Below are 16,502 nucleotides of genomic sequence, written 5' to 3'. Positions count from 1 at the left end.
TGTGTGATTAAGCGATACTTGCCGAGAACTCCTGCAATACTGACTGATAAGGCTTAATAAAGTGCTGCTCGGTAAATTTGCCTTGCTCAACCGCTAATTGACCTCGCTCTGCGCGGTCATACACAATTTGCGTTAACGAATGATCGTCATTTTTTAAATTCGGTTTATAACGGCTACCTGCGGCGGCGTTGGCGTTATAAATTTCTGGACGATAAATTTTTTGAAACGTTTCCATGGTGCTAATAGTGCTAATTAGTTCAAGGTTGCTGTAGTCGTTAAGTAGGTCACCAAAAAAGTAAAACGCTAATGGTGCAACGCTGTTTGGTGGCATAAAGTAGCGCACTTGTAAGCCCATTTTTTTAAAGTATTGCTCTGTTAACGACGACTCATTAGGCTGATACTCTACGCCTAAAATAGGGTGTAGATTTTCGGTTTGCTGATAGGTTTTGTTATCAGACACGCTTAAACAAATAACCGGTGGCTTTTTAAAGTGCTGTTTATAGGTATTTGAGTTTACAAAGCATTTAAACAACTTGCCGTGTAAGTCACCAAAGTTATCGGGAATGCTAAATTGCGGTTTGCTTTTGTTATGCTCAAGCAATAACACGCTAAAGTCGTAGTCGCGCACATACGATGAAAAGTTATTACCCACCATGCCTTCTATTCGCTCGTTGGTTTGGCGGTCAATAATATTGGTTTTTAATACCTCAATTGACGGAAATGCCTGGCCACTGCTAGTAATATCTAAATCAACCGAAATGATCTCGAGCTCAATCTCGTAACGATCCCCTTGTGGGTTATCCCAACTGGCCAGTGCATTAAAACGATTGTTGATCATTTTTAGGGTATTACGCAGGTTTTGTTGGCGGCTTTCACCCCTAGCTAAATTAGCGAAATTGGTCGTAATTCGTGTGTTATTTGACGGATGGTAGTTTTCATCCAAGTTAGTGCTTTTAATAGTAAATGTAAGATCAGTGCTCATAGCCGTATCCTTTCAATTTGAGTTGTTACTGCTTTTATCAATGACACATTACTCGCTGTTAAAACCAAACTAACGGGATAACTGTAATGGTGCTTTGCAGAGTTAATAAATTTATACGCGCTATGTAGCATGAAGAAAAACGGTATTATTTCAGGTAAAACATGAGCCAGATTCATTCTTTAACAAAGTTGAATGGATAAATTAGGCTAGTAGACGCTCCCACTCAGACAAAACCCACTTTAGAAGTCTAGATTTCTAGATGTTTTTACGGGTGTTGTGATTTATTCATACAAAACGTGAGTATTATTCAATGCTCATAAGTACTTAAAGTCCAATTTGCATAAACGGTTGTTGATATACTCGAATAAACTTAGGTGAGCTTAAGCGCTTTATTAAGCAGCTCACCGCCGCAGAACTTTCCACAACATAAGAAGAGACAAAAGGAATGAGTGATTTAATAGTGTTAATTATATACTGCGCCATATTAGGTAGCGGTGTTGGTTTTTTAGCAGGCTTATTAGGAATAGGGGGCGGGCTAGTGATTGTGCCCATACTCAGCATGATATTACTGCACTTTAATGCTTTGCCACCTGAACAAGTAGTGGTGGTTGCCATTGCGACCTCGCTGGCCTCTATTTTATTTACCTCGACCTCGTCGGCTATTGCGCATCATAAAAATGGCAATGTACCGTGGGATATTGCACCTTGGGTGATGGCGGGCGTTGCCTTTGGCGCGCTCATTAGTGGCTTTATGGCCGCGCTGTTACCTGAGCATGTGGTACGTTTGGTATTTGCTGTAAGTGTGGTGTTAATTGCATTAAAAATGATTTTTTCAGGTAAGAGTGATTCAGCAATAGCGCGCCCGTTGCCAAACAAAGGGTTGCTGAGTGTTTATACGACCATAACCGGTGGCTTGTCTGCCATGATAGGTATTGGCGGCGGGGCAGTATTGGTGCCGTTACTGACGTTTTTTTCTGTTGATATGAAAAAAGCCATTGGCTGCGCATCGGCCTCAGGCATTGTGATAGCGTTGTTTGGATCACTGGGTTATATCAGCTCTGGTAGCCAGTTATTTAGCGTAAAAGAAGGATTTGCGGGCTTTGTGTATTTGCCCGCTTTATTGGGTATTGTATGCACCTCATGGTTTACCGCGCCACTCGGTGCTAAAGCCACCCATTATTTGCCAGTTTCAACCATAAAGAAAATATTTGCCGGCTTATTAATAATAATGGCAATCAATATGTTTACTCGATAAGGTTAAAGTTCGCAGGCTTGCTTGCGAGTATATTTTGAAATAAAAAACTTTAAGGCAAGGATGCTATGAAAATAGTTAAATTAAGGGATAAAGTTGATAAAACAATCTTAAGTGTTGCTTTGTTCTTTTTGATATCACCTATTATAGGGTTAATTACAGGAACTGCTCATCAGCTTGGAACGACGGGCAGCGACTATCAACAAGCATCATTAATTGATGACCCAGAGCAATACTGGCAAATTATTATCATGCAACTTACTATTACTTTAGCTATCGGTATACAAGGGTTTATTACATTCCCAGCCTTAATTGCCGCACGCCAAAAAGTATTAAAGTTTAGAGATAACAATAAAATTGTAGCCAATATCATATTTTATTTGCTCACTCCGGTATTCTTTATCGCTTTATTAATATTTTTAATATACTTATTTGAACTGTAAGGTTTTAGGTCCGTACCCCGCACCGCGACGCCCGTCAATCTTAAAGCGATTAACTAAAATCTACGTCATTTGCGCGTGCTTTATAAATTCGTCATAAATACTGTCTTTGATGAGTCTGTCGGGTGTAAAGGCATAATAATGCTGATAAACATTATCAATTGTACCAATGTAATTTACGCCGTAATGGCGCTCCACTTCGGCTTTTACCAAAATAGGCGCAGGGAATATCCCGAACCCTTGCTCACCGAGTGATTTCATTAATGCGCTGTCGTCAACATGGCCTGCTATTGTCATTTCAATCTCTTGCTCTTGCAGCCAATAATAAATAGCACGCGCGACGGGGCTTTCTTTTGCGGGGAGCACTAAAGGCTTGTTGTTTAAAGACTGCGGAAACTGCTTATGTAATTGCGAATGCCATGTTTCGTTACCAAAAAGAGCGATTTGGCTTTTGCCTATTTCATGACAAAACGCCTTAAATGACAAGGTAGTATCGAGTGGTTTATCAGCTAACACTAAATCGATCTTATGAATCGCCATTTGTGCCAGCAGTTCATCTTGTTGGCCATCAATACAGTGCAAGTTGGTAATACGGTCGTTATTAATTAAAGGCGCTAGCCACTTCGACACCAGTGATTTAGGCAACACGTCTGAAATACCGACCTTTAACGTTCGTGAGTATTGCGTGGTATCACCTTGCGTGGTTTCTAGCCATTCGTGAGCAATAGCAAACATATCATTGGTGTATTGCTGAGTTACATGGCCAAACTCCGTTAACTGTAGGCCCCGCCCTTGGCGAATAAATAGCGGTTTTCCTAGTCGTTGCTCTAAGTTAGTAATTTGCGAGCTGACCGTTTGCGGCGTTAAATTAAGTATTTTACTCGCCGCTGCAATACTGCCGTGCTTACTTACTTGCCAAAAATAATATAAGTGATTGTAGTTAATGTTGGTAATCATTCGAAAATACCTGTTATAAAGTAAGAAATAATCAGCTTTTTCCTTTGCTACTAAGTTAGTAGATTACTGTCATGCCTGCAACATAGTTACTATTAAAAGGTGTAATTGCATGAAACTAAAACTTACAGTTAAAAACAAGATAATTAACGCAAGTGAAAAGATGTCGCTTTTGAAGTTGATAAAAAGCCAATTGGCAAAACATGCTTTAAATATTCGTAAAGTTGAGATTCAAATAAATGATCTTTCGAGTGAGCGCCACGGCACTTTGCAGCAATGCAAAATTAATATTCTTTTGCCTGGGCTACCCAGTATTAATGTAAATACAAAAGGAAGAAGTATGCTGCAAGCGATAAAGCGGGCACTTAAAAGTTTGCAGCACATTCTCATTAATAAGTATCAACCTTCGCAACCAAGCTCTTAATTTTTATTAATATCGCACTTGCAGTGGCATGGATGCTACTCTTTTAATACGACTCTAATTCCAAGCCATGTTTAGTATTAAACGATTCACTTATTACCTGTTGAGCCTTTAGCGCATTGCTATTGAGCAAAGCCGCCTTTCTTTGTTGGGTTTCGTTACACTCTACCCAACTTACCGTAACTAAAATTCTTTGACCTTGTTCCTTTAACCTTTGACCTCAGCTGTAAACCCCTCACACCATTTTGATTAAAAAGAGAGTGAAATTTTCAATTACCTAAATTCATAAAACTTAGATAAAAAAGTAACTCAAAGTCGTAACTAAGCACTAAATTTGGGTTTTGATTAATAAGCAAGTGTCTACCTAATACCAAACAGATTTATTTACTCGAGAAAATTGAGGTGGATAGAAGATACTGTTAAGGTACTTTGAAATAATAAAAAAATGCCTAACTAACGGCTAAAACCTCCTCCACCTCATAGGACGTTATCTGCTTAATTAAAGTGTTGATGTTCAAGTTTAACTAATGAAGCGAAAATGGAAAATTTCACCAAACTATTAGCAGTTACACTTTATATATTTTCTTTGTCTGGCTGTACTTCTATTGGCAGTTACGTCATGTCAAACCCCGGTATCTATCTTTCTGAAGCACAGTTTATAAAAGCAAAACCTAGCGACATTGGCTTTGAAAAACAAAAATTTTGCTCTTTTAGTACCACTCAATGCATTACATATCTGACTGCTGAACCTTATCAAGCAGCCGAATTTTCGCAAGAGAGTTCTGTTTATTACAACCTTCATGCAACTGGTAATAATGTAGAAAATACAATTTCACACAGAATGACACCAGATACATTTAATCGTTTTAAAGGCACTGCTTTATTACTTCATGGCTATGGGGGCAGTAAAGAAGCAATGATGGCCTCAGCTATCTATTTTAGAGCGCTTGGTATGAGCGTTATTATTCCAGATCTTTTTGGCCATGGTGAATCAACTGAAGCATTTGTATTTGCAGCAAAAGAGCACGGCATTTTAAATGAACTGCTTGCTGAATCACTTTTAAATCAACCAAATAACCAGACTGTTGTAGTCGGCCATTCTATGGGAGCACTTACTGCAAGTAACTTATTATCATCAGAATATGTTGACGCTGCTATTTTACTTGCCCCAATGATGAGTTTTGACGTTGCAGCTAAGGAGTACTTACCTTATAAATCGCCTTTGCTTAGTCATTTTTTTCATAGCGAGATTGATAATATTGTTAACCAGGCAATGTTTGAAGCAGGAGTAACCATTCAAGAAACAAATTTATTGCCTAAATTAACTGAGACTAAAAAGCCTGTTTTGTTAATTAACTCAGATGTTGACTCTCTATCCCCCCCGGCTTACTTTTCATCTATACAAAATGAGTTAGTAAAAAAAATAACTTTTAATGCTCGCTCTCATTCAAGTTTAATGGTGTTTGATCGTGATGATGTTATCGAAATTGAAAAATGGCTAATAACATGGTGAGCCTTCGCTATTTTAGATGACATTGAGTTTATAAGTCATTTTTTATTATTGTCGGGTTTCGTTGCACTCTATCCAACTTACGCTTTGTAAACCCCCGTTACATTTTGATTAAAAAAGCCGCACACTAACAATTAGTGTGCGGCTTTAGTATTTTATTTTTTAAAGCGATTACTTATTTAGTAAGTGCTTTTCAAAAAAGTCAGCCATCATTGTATGGTAATGCAAAGTGGTGCCTTTGCCTTCGCGTAAGCTGTGTGAGCGGTTAGGGTATGAGAAAAACTCAAACTGCTTGTTATGCTTTACAAGCTCGTCAATTAAGCGTTCTGAGCCTTGGTAATGCACGTTATCATCGCCTGTGCCGTGAATAAGTAATAGCTTACCAGTTAGGTTTTTAGCAAAGGTAATAGGCGAGGTGTTATCGTAACTCTCAGGATCGGTATTTGGGTTGCCCGCATAACGCTCTTGGTAAATGGTGTCGTACAAACGAATGTCCGGCACGGGTGCTGAGGCAATCCCTACTTTAAATTTATCACCATGGCGGAACAATAAGTTAAGAGTTGAACTACCGCCTCCTGAGTGTCCCCATACGCCAACGCGGTCGGTGTCTATTACATCCCAGCGTTTAGCCATGGCATCTAGGGCGTCTACTTGATCTTGCACGGTAATTGAGCCAATTTTTTTATAAATAGATTTACGCCAGTCGCGGCCTTTTGGTGCACGTGTGCCACGGTTATCAACCGATGCCACAATAAAGCCTTTTTGCGTTAGTAACGATTTATATAAGTAACTGTTACCTTCCCAGCGGTCTTGCACAGTTGAACCCCATGGTTCGCCGTATACGTAAAACACAATTGGGTATTTTTTACTTTTATCCATGTTCTCAGGGAACATAATGTAGCCGTCAAGCTCAGTGCCATCTTGCGCGTTTACTTTAAAAAACTCATGCTTGGGTAAGCTTTGTTCAGCAAGCTTTTGTTTGAGCTTTGTATTTTCAACTAAGGTTTTTACATTACTGTGATCGCTCACTTTAATGATCTCTTTAGTCGGTGGCGTACCAAATTTTGAGTAAGTATGCATTGCCCATGAGGCATCTTTTGACATGTAGTAGCTGTTTGATCCCTCAAACTCAGCAGGTGTTACCCGTACCGGTTTGCTGCTGCCATCAAGCGGTGTGCTGTATAAATAACGCTGACCAGGATCGTTTGGCGAGGCAATAAAATACATTACGTTTTTGTCTTCATTGATGCTCAGCATATCAATAATGTCGTAATCGCCTGGCGTTAGGTCGATAATAGTTTTGCCATCGCGCGATACACGATAAAGATGACGCCAGCCGTCGCGTTCGCTATGCCAAATAAAAAACTCGCCGTCTTTTGACCAGTTTGCTTTATAAAACCATTCTATAAACGCATCGTCTTTGTCTTCTAAAGTTTTAGTTAGTTGCTGCTTTTGCCAATCAAACAACCACACTTTGTTATGGCTTTGTGGGCGGTTTAAGTCTTGAATCATTAATTCATTACCAGTGCCTGCCCAGCTAATACGCGGAATATAACGGTCGCGGTTATCGCCTTCAAGCTCAGCCCAACGGGTTTGTTTGTCGCTAAGGCTTACCACACCAACACGTACGGCAGAGTTGGTTTCACCGGCTTTAGGATAAGGGAACTCTTTAAGGGTAGGGTACAGTTCGTCAGTGTTGTTGATCATAGTGAAAAATTTAACGTCACTGGTATCAAGCTGCCAATAGGCGATTGATTTGTTGTCGGGGCTCCAACGAAAACCATCGGCAATAGTAAATTCTTCTTCGTATACCCAATCAAAATTACCGTTAACAATGGTGGCACTGCCATCGGTTGTGAGCGCAGTTACATCGTTACTACCAACCGCTTGCATATAAATATTGTTGTCGCGTACGTAAGCCACTTTTGAGCTATCTGGCGAGAACTTAGCAAACATTAACTTAGTTGGCTCAACGTCTTTACCACCAAGTTGCTGTAATTGGTTAGTCTCAAGGTTAAGTAACCAAAAATCCCCGCGGCTGCGCGAACGCCAAACTTGCTCACTGTTGGTAAATACCATCAGCCATTTACCGTCTTTTGACCACTGATAGCTTTCGATTGCAAATGGCTCGTCTGCGCCCTCTGGCAGTAGCTTTTCAAATTCAACCAATACTTTACGGCCTGTGCCGTCAGCATTGTAAAATACAATGTCGTTACCTTTAACGCCGTGCTCTTTTTCGTCATCGGCGTTGTTATCGTCTGCTTTTTCTTTTTCGCTTTCGCGCTCTTCAAGTACGGTGTAGCCAGTGCCATCGTCTAGCCATTTAAAGTAAGTGCTACGCTGGGTTTTAAATTCTTTATCTTTATAAATTTGCGCTAGGCTTAATGGATTATTCACGGTACTCATCGCTGCATTGTTATTGGTTGTTATGCTGGTACTTGAACATGCTTGCAAGCCTAAGCCTGCAACAATGGCCAGTGCCAAGCCCGATGTTTTGATCAGATTCATTATTATTGTTCCTTGGGTCTGCTGACCTTTATGGATTAAGGCGCTTATTACATTTACTGTAACAAAATAACCTACAGAATATCAGCATGCTTAACGCACAAAGCTATGGTTTAAACCCAAACTTTTATAATTAATTACCATGCTGGATTTTTAAATTCTTCACTGAGCGTGTCGATTAGTGCTCTTACTGTTGCCGATAAATGCTGACGAGAAGGGTAAAGCACATATATTTTCATTGGGTTTAATGTCCATGGCGCTAATACACGCTGCAAGCGACCATCAAGTATATATTGATTTGCCAAATACGTAGGCTGTACTGAAATACCACCACCGGCTATGGCTGCATGAAGTAATGTGGTGGCCTCGTTTGCACTTAAATTGCATTTAACATCAACTGATTGAAACTCATCCCCGTTGTGTAAATGCCAAATATATCGGTCGAAATTTTTATAACCTAAACACTGATGAGCACTTAACTGTTGTGGTGTCGTTATTGGCGGATAATCAGCAAGGTAGTCGGCTGAGGCCACTAATATAGATTCACACTCGGCAATAGGTTTACCTATTAACGAAGGATCAGGATTGGCTGCAATACGTATTGCTAAGTCAACACGCTGCTCTATTAGATCTGTGGTTGAGTCTTCAAGATCTATGTCTATTTGCACGTTAGGGTGACGTTTCATAAAGCGTGTAAATATAGGGGCTAATTGCGCAAAACCTAACGACATACTGGTCGCTACTCGTATTTTACCTGACAACTGTTGCTGGCTTTTAGTTTGTTCAACTAAACGGTTAGCCTGTGCTAACCATTGCTCTATTTCGGGTAAACAGGCCTCGCCGGCGGTGGTAAGCGTTACTTTACGGGTAGTGCGATGCAATAAGCGCGTATTTAACCAAGCTTCTGCCGACTCAATATGACGAGTAACCATAGGGCGTGACATTTCAAGCCGATCGGCAGTGGCAGTAAAACTGCCTGAGTAGGCAACATCCACAAAAACCTGCGCTGCGGTGAGTTTATCCATAGTATTTGCACGATTTATGAAACAATGATGCTAATTATTGGTTGTTTTTCTGAACATATCAAACCTTTATTATGCTCGCATTAACAACCAATGATGAGAATACCATGAAACTACGCACGCTTTTATTAAGCATGTTATTAGCCAGTAATATCGCTATTGCAGACGAAACCCCATTAACCCTTGATGTGTATAACGCTGACAGCAATAGCTTTCATGTTAACGCCACACTGGTTTATGGCCGTACCGATGCAATTTTAATTGATACCGGATTTACCAAAGCAGATGCACTGCGCATTGCCGCCAAAGTAATTGACTCTGGTAAACAATTAAAAACTATTTTTATTAGCCAAGCCGATCCTGATTACTACTTTGGCGCTGAAGTGTTACAACAGTTTTTTCCTGAGGCAGAGGTTATTACTACGCCCGCAGTGCACCAAAAAATAGCAGCAAAGCTTAAAGGTAAACTTGCTTTCTGGACCCCGAAAATGGGTGAAAACGCACCAAAAAACCCCGTCGTACCTAAGGTATTTAATGGTAATAGCTTAAAAATAGAAGGCCATACCATTGAAATTCGTGGCACAGAGGGTGAGCATAATCATCGTCCTTATTTATGGATACCTGATAATAAAGCTATTTTAGGGAATGTGGCTGTATACGCTAATGTTCATTTATGGATGGCCGATGCACAAACTCAGGCAGAGCAAAATGCATGGGCAAAGCAACTTAATGAAATGAAAGCACTCAACCCTGACGTGGTGATCCCTGGGCATATGAAAGCAGGCACTCAATTAGATGCTGCAAATATTGATTTTTCAATTCAGTATTTAAAGGATTTTGCACACGCTAAGCAAAGTAGTGATAGCAGTAAGCTGCTGATAGATAAAATGACCAACTCATACCCAGAGGCTGTATTACCTATGGCTCTTAGCATTGGCGCTAAAGTTCATAAAGGCGAAATGAAATGGTAATTGCTTACGCTTAACCACTGTAATAAATACAGTAGAACCAAAAAACACGCCTAGCAAAGTCTGGCGTGTTTTTTATTATTGCCACAAATACATACTGGCTCGTTTATTGGCAATATTTAATTCAAATACCTCAGTGCTTGCACACATAGCAGCGCCATAGCATACATGTAGCGGTAACAAGTGCTCTTCTCTAGGGTGATTAAAGCGTGCAGCTGGAGCTTGCTGCCATGCTAATAATTGCTGTTCACGCTGTTGCTCGGTTAATGTTTGATCTGCGATTGTGCTTACCAACCAATTTTCAAATGCCTGATTTTGCTGGTTAACATCGCTTGATTGGGTAACACCAAAAGCGCGCATATTATGGAAGGTAAAGCCTGAGCCTATAATTAATAAGTTATCGTAATCAATACTTTGCAACGCTTTACCAATTTCAACATGCAACAGCGGATCAAGGCTTGGGTGCAAGGATATTTGCACACAGGGAATATCGGCCTCTGGATACATAATTTTTAACGGTACAAACATACCGTGATCAAAACCACGCTGTGGATCGAGTTTTGAGTCAATATTATGTGTTGCGAGCGCTTGTTGTACTAAATTAGCAAGTTGCGGCTGGCCAGTACAAGGGTAAGTTAATTGGTACGCCTGCTCAGGAAAACCATAGTAATCGTAAATAAGCGGCGGTGAAGAGTGCGCCGTTATACTAATTGGTTGAGCTTCCCAATGCGCGCTGACCATTAAAATAGCAGAAGGCTTTGGGATTGTAGCGGCAACCTGTTCTAAACAGGCTCGCATTTCTGCATGGTTGACATCACCTAGTAATGGCATTGGGCCGCCACCATGAGAAATGAAAAAAACAGTTGGGCGTTGCATGTGGTTAATCCTAAAGGACAGATATTATTATAGTGCCTGCGCAGTTAGTAAATAACTAGCCACATAAACGCACAACCTTAGTGCGCAAATATTATATGTGGTGTTTATTCATCAAGCTCTAAGTGAGCGCGTTCAACGCTTTCTTGAGGTAACTCTTTTTGCACCGATACACCAAGCTCCTTAAATTCTGAGGCTTGTTTAATTAAGTTACCTTTACCACGGTATAACTGAGAAAATGCTTTATCGTAAGTTTCTTTGGCTTTATCAAGCTGTTTACCCACGCCTTCCATACTGGTTAAAAAGCCGTTGAGTTTACTGTAAAAACGCTCAGCACGATTAGCCAGCTCTTTTGAGTATTTAGTTTGCTCTTCAAAGCGCCATAACTGTTTAACAATATTTAAACTGGTTAGCAGGGTAGTAGGGGTAGCAACCAAAATGTTTTTTTCTATTGCTTGCTGGTAAATGTCGCTTTGGTATTTAAGTGCTTCTACAAAGGCGGATTCAATCGGTACAAACATAATAACTACCTCAGGCGAGTTTATCCCTGGTAAACGGTCATACGATTTACTGGCCAACTCATTTATACGGGCAGTTACGGCATTTACATGCTCTTTAATCGCTTGTTGAGATTCCAGCTCTGTTTCGGCATTTACGTAGCGGGTATAGGCATTTAACGATGTTTTTGCATCAATCACTAAGTGGCGTCCTTGAGGTAAATACACCACCACATCAGGGCGCAAACGGCCGTCTTCGGTATTAAACGACACTTCGCGTTTATAGTCTGTGCCAGCTCGAAGTCCTGCGCTATCAAGCACGTTTTCAAGCATTAACTCGCCCCAATTACCTTGGGTTTTCTTTTGCCCTTGTAAGGCATTGCTTAGCTTGTCAGCCTGCTCGGTAATGGCTTGGCTTTTGGCTTGTAAATGCAATAGCTCGGTTTTAAGTGCTGCACGTTGTTTTAAATCTTCAACGTGAATAGATTCCATTTTATCTCTAAAGCCTTTTAGCTCACCTTGAACCGGCTTGAGTAACTGCTCTATGCTTTCTTGATTGAGAGTTTTAAATTTTTGCGATTTTTCTTCTAAGATTTGATTGGCTAAATTTTCGAATTCTTTTTTAAGCGTTTCTTTACTTTGCTCTATATGGGCGAGTTGCTCGCTGAAATGTTGCTGCTTTTGCTCAAGGGTGGTGCGTATATTATTAAGCTCGACATCGCGCAGATTGTATTGCTCGCGCAGGGCGGTTAGCTCGGCTTCGGTTTTACGCCAATATTGATTATAAAGTTGGCTTTGTTTTTCTTGCTCAGTTAATCGCGTTTTAAAATGTTGCGCCTGATCACGTTGCTCTTGATGAGTAAGCCCTAATAAGTCGTGCTCTTCCACTAAAGAGGCATATTGATTTTGCGTATGCTCATACTGGCTTTGTAATAACAATAACTCTTGTTGCTGCTCACTCACTTGGCGCTTTATTTTTTTGCTTAATTGCATTGATACAACACCACAAATAGCCATGCCTGTTATAGCTCCAGCACTTACACTTAACCAATCTAAATGGGATAAAAACGAAGTAAACATAAAATAAACTTTTAAAATTTAGTGACATGCCATCATAACGAATAACGCTCTTTAGCAGTAGGGTAAAACACTAAATTAAGCGCATAAAAAAAGCCAGCTAGTAAAGCTGGCTCAATATTACTAAATTAGTAATCAAACAGGGAAATCAACATGAAACTTGTAAAACAACATATCAACTACAAGCATAATAGTAGACGCGCTCTGATTAAATTAGTTCAAAATAATTTTAAAAAAGTTGAATTTGAGGCATAAAAAAAGCCAGCTAATAAAGCTGGCTCAATATTACTAAATTAGTAATCAAACAGGGAAATCAACATGAAACTTGTATAACAACACATCAACTACAAGCATAATAATAGACCCAGCCATTTGTGATTAGTTCAAAATAAATTAAATAAAAAAATAAATATTTTTAAAAGCAAAAAAAAGCCAGCGCATTACTGGCTGGCTTAATCATTACTATGTCTAGTAACTACTATATGGGATATCAACATGAAAGCTTGGAGAAACTGCAATTTAACCAAGCATATTAATAGACGCCTACAATTTAAATAAGTTCAAAAACTCGTCATGATTTTTTAAAATTATTTTAGCTTTTAATTAAAGACAGCATTTGTTGTTCGTCAAACTGGGTAAAACTCATTGATTTTTCGGTAAATAATGCATCTACAAGCGCTTGCTTATCTTGCTGCATTTGAAATACTTTTTGTTCAATAGAGTTAGCCATAATTAGTTTATAAACAAACACTGGGTTTGTTTGCCCAATTCGATAAGCACGATCGGTGGCTTGTTTTTCAACGGCTGGGTTCCACCATGGATCAAAATGAATAACGGTGTCGGCTTGGGTTAAATTAAGCCCTGTACCACCGGCTTTTAAGCTAATTAAAAACACGGAAGTGTTACCACTGGTGAATTCGTCTATTACTTTATCGCGATGACGCGTTTGCCCAGTTAGCATACTAAAATTAATATTTAGCTCATTTAAACGCTCGGCAATTAAATCAAGGGCAGAGGTAAACTGGCTAAATATAATCACTTTACGGCCAAGGCTAAGCATTAAAGGTAAGTGACTCGATAACCATTCTAATTTAGCACTGGCTGCCTCAGTTTCAGGTTCAATGAGTTTAGGATGACAACAAATTTGGCGTAACTTTAATAAAGCTTCTAAAAAAGCGAGTTTACTTTTTTGTACGCCTTGCTCGGCAAATAAATCAATGAGTTTTTCTTCAAGCGCATGTGTTATGCCTTGGTACATGTCTTTTTGTTTAGGCTCAAACTCAAACTCTTTAACAAGCTCCGTTTTTTGCGGCAGTTCTTGAGCTACTTGGGCTTTAGTCCGGCGCAAAATAAACGGCATAATTAACGCTTTTAACTGCTCTGCACGCTCAATGTTACTTTCGCGCTCAATAGGACCTTGAAAGTGCTGCTTAAAGTGCGCCTGGGAACCTAACAACGAAGGCATAGCAAAATCGAGTAACGACTTTAATTCAAATAAATTGTTCTCAATTGGGGTACCGCTTAAGCAAAGCTTAAAATCGGCATTCAAACGTTTAACTAACCGCGATACCTGTGCCGTATCATTTTTAATATACTGCGCTTCATCAAGAATAATGTTTTCAAAATACAGTGGCGAATAATAAGCAATGTCACGTTTTAATAACGGATAGGTGGTTAATATACACTGTGCTTGTGCCAAGTGTTTCAACGCATCATTACGGTGTGCACCAAAAATAGTGGTCACTTTTAAGTTTTTAGCAAACTTGTTAATTTCGTTTTGCCAATTACTCACTAAGCTTGTTGGGCAAACAATAAGCGTAGGGCCAGCCTGCGGAGTATTATAAGAACTGGCTAAATAAGCAATCACCTGCAAAGTTTTACCCAAGCCCATATCGTCCGCTAAAATACCACCTAGCTGATTACGCTTTAAAAAGTTAAGCCAAGCTACGCCTTCTTGCTGGTATTCTCTAAGCACCACAGAATCGTGTAAGCCATGAATGGCGATATTGGGCGATAACAGCGCGTCATTGCTTAGCTCATCAAGGTAGCGCTCTAATGACAGATCGTGTAGCTCAACATTAATGGCTGTGTGCTTAACTAATTCAGGTAAGTATGAAAGTGGAATATTAAATTCGTCGCGCGTTTTAATAAACTCAAATCGCAATTTAAACTCAATTAATAAATTAAACGCAGCCTTATCTATAACTCCAAATTGACGGCCAACGGGGTAGTAATAAAACAATTCGCTTTGACGATTTAACGATTCAAACAGTTTATTATTTACATTAAATAAAGTGGCCACTTTGGTATCGTTAAGCACAACTTTGCAATGCATTTGATGCCCAGCAGCTCTGTTTACATGCAAGGAAATTTGCTTTTTAGTATCGGCAATATTTATTTTGCTCATTGATACTTGCCAGCCACGTTGCTTAAAGCTTGGTAACACCTCATGCGCTAACCAGTGTAAGTGAATAGCCGATTCCTGACTAAAAATAAACTCGCTGTGTAAACCCCCTTTACAAAAATCAAAGCCTAAGTTGACCAGCTCGTTGGTAACGGTGTTTTCAAATGCACTGTTTATTAGTTTTTCAGGCGCTGTACCTGCTAAATAGTTTTTATTTTTATACTTAAACGATAACGAAATAGCCATTACTGAGCCCGACATGCTGACTTTAAGTACGGCATTACTCAACGACTTAACAGGCATGCTTGGTGCATTAGTAGGATGGGGAATAACACCGGCACCAAAATTATCAGCAAGCTGCTTATAAATTCGATCAAAGTTTGTATCGTGAAGTGCAGGTATTGTTTGTAAATGAGCAATTTCGTCAGCACTGAGCGGCGTGCGAATGCGGCCTAGCTTATATTTATCTAAATCTAAGTAGATGGGCGGCGTAGTTTTAATTAATGCCCAATTAGGAATTTGATCTAGGTGAATTTTTAACTGGGTGACTTCTTTTTGTTTTTCCCAAACAAAATTTAGGGGTAAGCCAGGTTGCGCTTTTATAGGTACTCGCGAACGCTGTAAAAATAATCGTTCTGTAGCTAGTAATTGCTGCAGCGCGTTAAAGCCCCATTGACCTTTGAGTTCAATATTACCGACCGCATTTTGCGAGCGGATCCAGCTATATAATCTAAAATCACTTTCTAGCAGGTCGCTAGGGGTTACAAAACTATTAAGCTGTTGCTCAGTTAAATTGCGACCTAATGCATAATTATTATTTTTATCGTAGTTGGCAATTTTAGGCGTTAAAAATACTTTATCGTTTTCAATATCTAATACAAACAGTAACACTTGTGATGGATGAGCTTGATCGGTGTTTTTAAGCGAGCTAAGTTCGCTAAACCAGTCATTAATAAAATAGTCTTCGCCGTATTCACCTGAGTGTTCAATTTTAAGCTTTAACAAAATTGCAGCCAAATGGCGGCATTTAGTTTTAACATTACAAGTACAGTGAGTGTCGACTGAATAGCCAGTTGGTAATTTACTGATCTCAATTCGTTGGTTAAACGCAATGCCCTTATCGCCTTGCACAGTAGAATCAACAACAGAAAAATCAGCATTATGTTCTAACCAACTTATTTGGCCGTTTTTATAATACGACTTACCTTTTGCTAACACCGCGGGTTTAAACAATTTTTTTATGAATCGCTCAGAAAGAGGAAACTGGGTAGCCTGCTCATTTTTAATTTCTTCAAAAATAGCCATTAAATCATTTTTTGATAAGTTAGCAGACATGTCACTCAAAGTATTAAAATTTAAAAACAATTTTTCCAGTATATGCCTTATCAACGCTGAGCTAAAGCAATATTATTTTTAAAATAAACTGGTTGGATCTGATTGGTTAGTAAAAAATTGGTTTATAAGGATTGTTTAATTTTGCTCACTAAAAAAAGGCGTTTAAATTACAAAATAAAAACAATAAATTAACTTAACAGGGAGGTTTTGCTAGGAGTAGATCAGGTTTTTACTAACAAGGTAGCAATTTAATCAAATAGAG

The 16,502-nt window shown here is 39.3% G+C and carries 12 protein-coding genes; 5 read left to right on the top strand and 7 right to left on the bottom strand.

The genetic code is table 11. The features are described 5' to 3' along the window. Positions 1-7: 7 nt before the first annotated feature. Positions 8-982, bottom strand: coding sequence for a DUF1852 domain-containing protein (locus tag DK924_RS09570; RefSeq protein WP_109875008.1), 975 nt, complete (start codon positions 980-982; stop codon positions 8-10). Between the two features lie 445 nt (positions 983-1,427). Between DK924_RS09570 and DK924_RS09565 the strand changes: the two genes are divergently transcribed. Together DK924_RS09565 and DK924_RS09560 are read left to right on the top strand one after the other, a co-directional pair. Further along, complete coding sequence (locus tag DK924_RS09565) at positions 1,428-2,237, top strand: sulfite exporter TauE/SafE family protein (protein ID WP_109875007.1); 810 nt, start codon at positions 1,428-1,430, stop codon at positions 2,235-2,237. Between the two features lie 65 nt (positions 2,238-2,302). Continuing rightward, entirely contained in the window at positions 2,303-2,677 is a 375-nt protein-coding gene (locus DK924_RS09560; protein ID WP_109875006.1) for a hypothetical protein, read from the top strand. A gap of 60 nt (positions 2,678-2,737) precedes the next feature. Here the strand turns inward: DK924_RS09560 and nhaR are convergent, their stop codons facing one another. After that, positions 2,738-3,631, bottom strand: coding sequence for a transcriptional activator NhaR (gene nhaR, locus DK924_RS09555; RefSeq protein WP_109875005.1), 894 nt, complete (start codon positions 3,629-3,631; stop codon positions 2,738-2,740). A 109-nt stretch (positions 3,632-3,740) separates the two neighbouring features. On the opposite strand from nhaR, the gene DK924_RS09550 reads away from it, so the two are divergent. Both DK924_RS09550 and DK924_RS09545 read left to right on the top strand, forming a co-directional pair. Further along, a complete protein-coding gene (locus DK924_RS09550) occupies positions 3,741-4,052 on the top strand; it encodes a hypothetical protein (protein WP_076920300.1) in 312 nt (103 codons plus the stop codon). A 535-nt stretch (positions 4,053-4,587) separates the two neighbouring features. After that, positions 4,588-5,562, top strand: coding sequence for an alpha/beta hydrolase (locus DK924_RS09545; protein ID WP_109875004.1), 975 nt, complete (start codon positions 4,588-4,590; stop codon positions 5,560-5,562). Positions 5,563-5,730: 168 nt separating this feature from the next. Here the strand turns inward: DK924_RS09545 and DK924_RS09540 are convergent, their stop codons facing one another. Both DK924_RS09540 and DK924_RS09535 read right to left on the bottom strand, forming a co-directional pair. Then, positions 5,731-8,067 (bottom strand): S9 family peptidase, encoded by a 2,337-nt coding sequence (locus DK924_RS09540; protein WP_109875003.1) that lies wholly within the window; start codon positions 8,065-8,067, stop codon positions 5,731-5,733. 134 nt (positions 8,068-8,201) lie between these two features. Beyond that, positions 8,202-9,089 carry a LysR family transcriptional regulator gene (locus DK924_RS09535; protein WP_054201550.1) on the bottom strand — a complete coding sequence of 296 codons (888 nt, stop codon included), beginning with the start codon at positions 9,087-9,089 and terminating at the stop codon, positions 8,202-8,204. Between the two features lie 104 nt (positions 9,090-9,193). Between DK924_RS09535 and DK924_RS09530 the strand changes: the two genes are divergently transcribed. Beyond that, entirely contained in the window at positions 9,194-10,057 is an 864-nt protein-coding gene (locus tag DK924_RS09530; protein ID WP_181388767.1) for an MBL fold metallo-hydrolase, read from the top strand. 75 nt (positions 10,058-10,132) lie between these two features. Here the strand turns inward: DK924_RS09530 and DK924_RS09525 are convergent, their stop codons facing one another. From DK924_RS09525 to DK924_RS09515, 3 genes are all read right to left on the bottom strand, one after another. Beyond that, the gene (locus DK924_RS09525; RefSeq protein WP_109875001.1) at positions 10,133-10,930 is read right to left on the bottom strand and encodes a class III extradiol ring-cleavage dioxygenase; all 798 of its coding nucleotides are present in this window, start codon (positions 10,928-10,930) and stop codon (positions 10,133-10,135) included. 104 nt (positions 10,931-11,034) lie between these two features. Further along, positions 11,035-12,504 (bottom strand): DNA recombination protein RmuC, encoded by a 1,470-nt coding sequence (gene rmuC / locus DK924_RS09520; RefSeq protein ID WP_109875000.1) that lies wholly within the window; start codon positions 12,502-12,504, stop codon positions 11,035-11,037. Positions 12,505-13,093: 589 nt separating this feature from the next. After that, on the bottom strand, positions 13,094-16,240 hold the full coding sequence (locus DK924_RS09515; RefSeq protein ID WP_109874999.1) for a DEAD/DEAH box helicase: 3,147 nt from the start codon (positions 16,238-16,240) through the stop codon (positions 13,094-13,096). Positions 16,241-16,502 lie beyond the last annotated feature (262 nt).

It is taken from the genome of Pseudoalteromonas sp. meg-B1 (assembly GCF_003173795.1).
In the GTDB taxonomy this organism is placed as follows: Bacteria; Pseudomonadota; Gammaproteobacteria; order Enterobacterales; family Alteromonadaceae; genus Pseudoalteromonas; species Pseudoalteromonas undina.
Note: the sequence above shows the minus strand (reverse complement) of the source record. Positions and strands in the feature narration are given on the sequence as shown.

Excerpts from the sequence above, each read along its gene's own strand:
- DK924_RS09570 (WP_109875008.1), bottom strand. The coding sequence starts at position 982 with ATGAGCACTGATCTTACATTTACTATTAAAAGCACTAACTTGGATGAA.
- DK924_RS09540 (WP_109875003.1), bottom strand. The coding sequence starts at position 8,067 with ATGAATCTGATCAAAACATCGGGCTTGGCACTGGCCATTGTTGCAGGC.
- DK924_RS09515 (WP_109874999.1), bottom strand. The coding sequence starts at position 16,240 with ATGTCTGCTAACTTATCAAAAAATGATTTAATGGCTATTTTTGAAGAA.
- rmuC (WP_109875000.1), bottom strand. The coding sequence starts at position 12,504 with ATGTTTACTTCGTTTTTATCCCATTTAGATTGGTTAAGTGTAAGTGCT.
- nhaR (WP_109875005.1), bottom strand. The coding sequence starts at position 3,631 with ATGATTACCAACATTAACTACAATCACTTATATTATTTTTGGCAAGTA.
- DK924_RS09545 (WP_109875004.1), top strand. The coding sequence starts at position 4,588 with ATGGAAAATTTCACCAAACTATTAGCAGTTACACTTTATATATTTTCT.
- DK924_RS09535 (WP_054201550.1), bottom strand. The coding sequence starts at position 9,089 with ATGGATAAACTCACCGCAGCGCAGGTTTTTGTGGATGTTGCCTACTCA.
- DK924_RS09550 (WP_076920300.1), top strand. The coding sequence starts at position 3,741 with ATGAAACTAAAACTTACAGTTAAAAACAAGATAATTAACGCAAGTGAA.
- DK924_RS09525 (WP_109875001.1), bottom strand. The coding sequence starts at position 10,930 with ATGCAACGCCCAACTGTTTTTTTCATTTCTCATGGTGGCGGCCCAATG.
- DK924_RS09560 (WP_109875006.1), top strand. The coding sequence starts at position 2,303 with ATGAAAATAGTTAAATTAAGGGATAAAGTTGATAAAACAATCTTAAGT.
- DK924_RS09530 (WP_181388767.1), top strand. The coding sequence starts at position 9,194 with ATGAAACTACGCACGCTTTTATTAAGCATGTTATTAGCCAGTAATATC.
- DK924_RS09565 (WP_109875007.1), top strand. The coding sequence starts at position 1,428 with ATGAGTGATTTAATAGTGTTAATTATATACTGCGCCATATTAGGTAGC.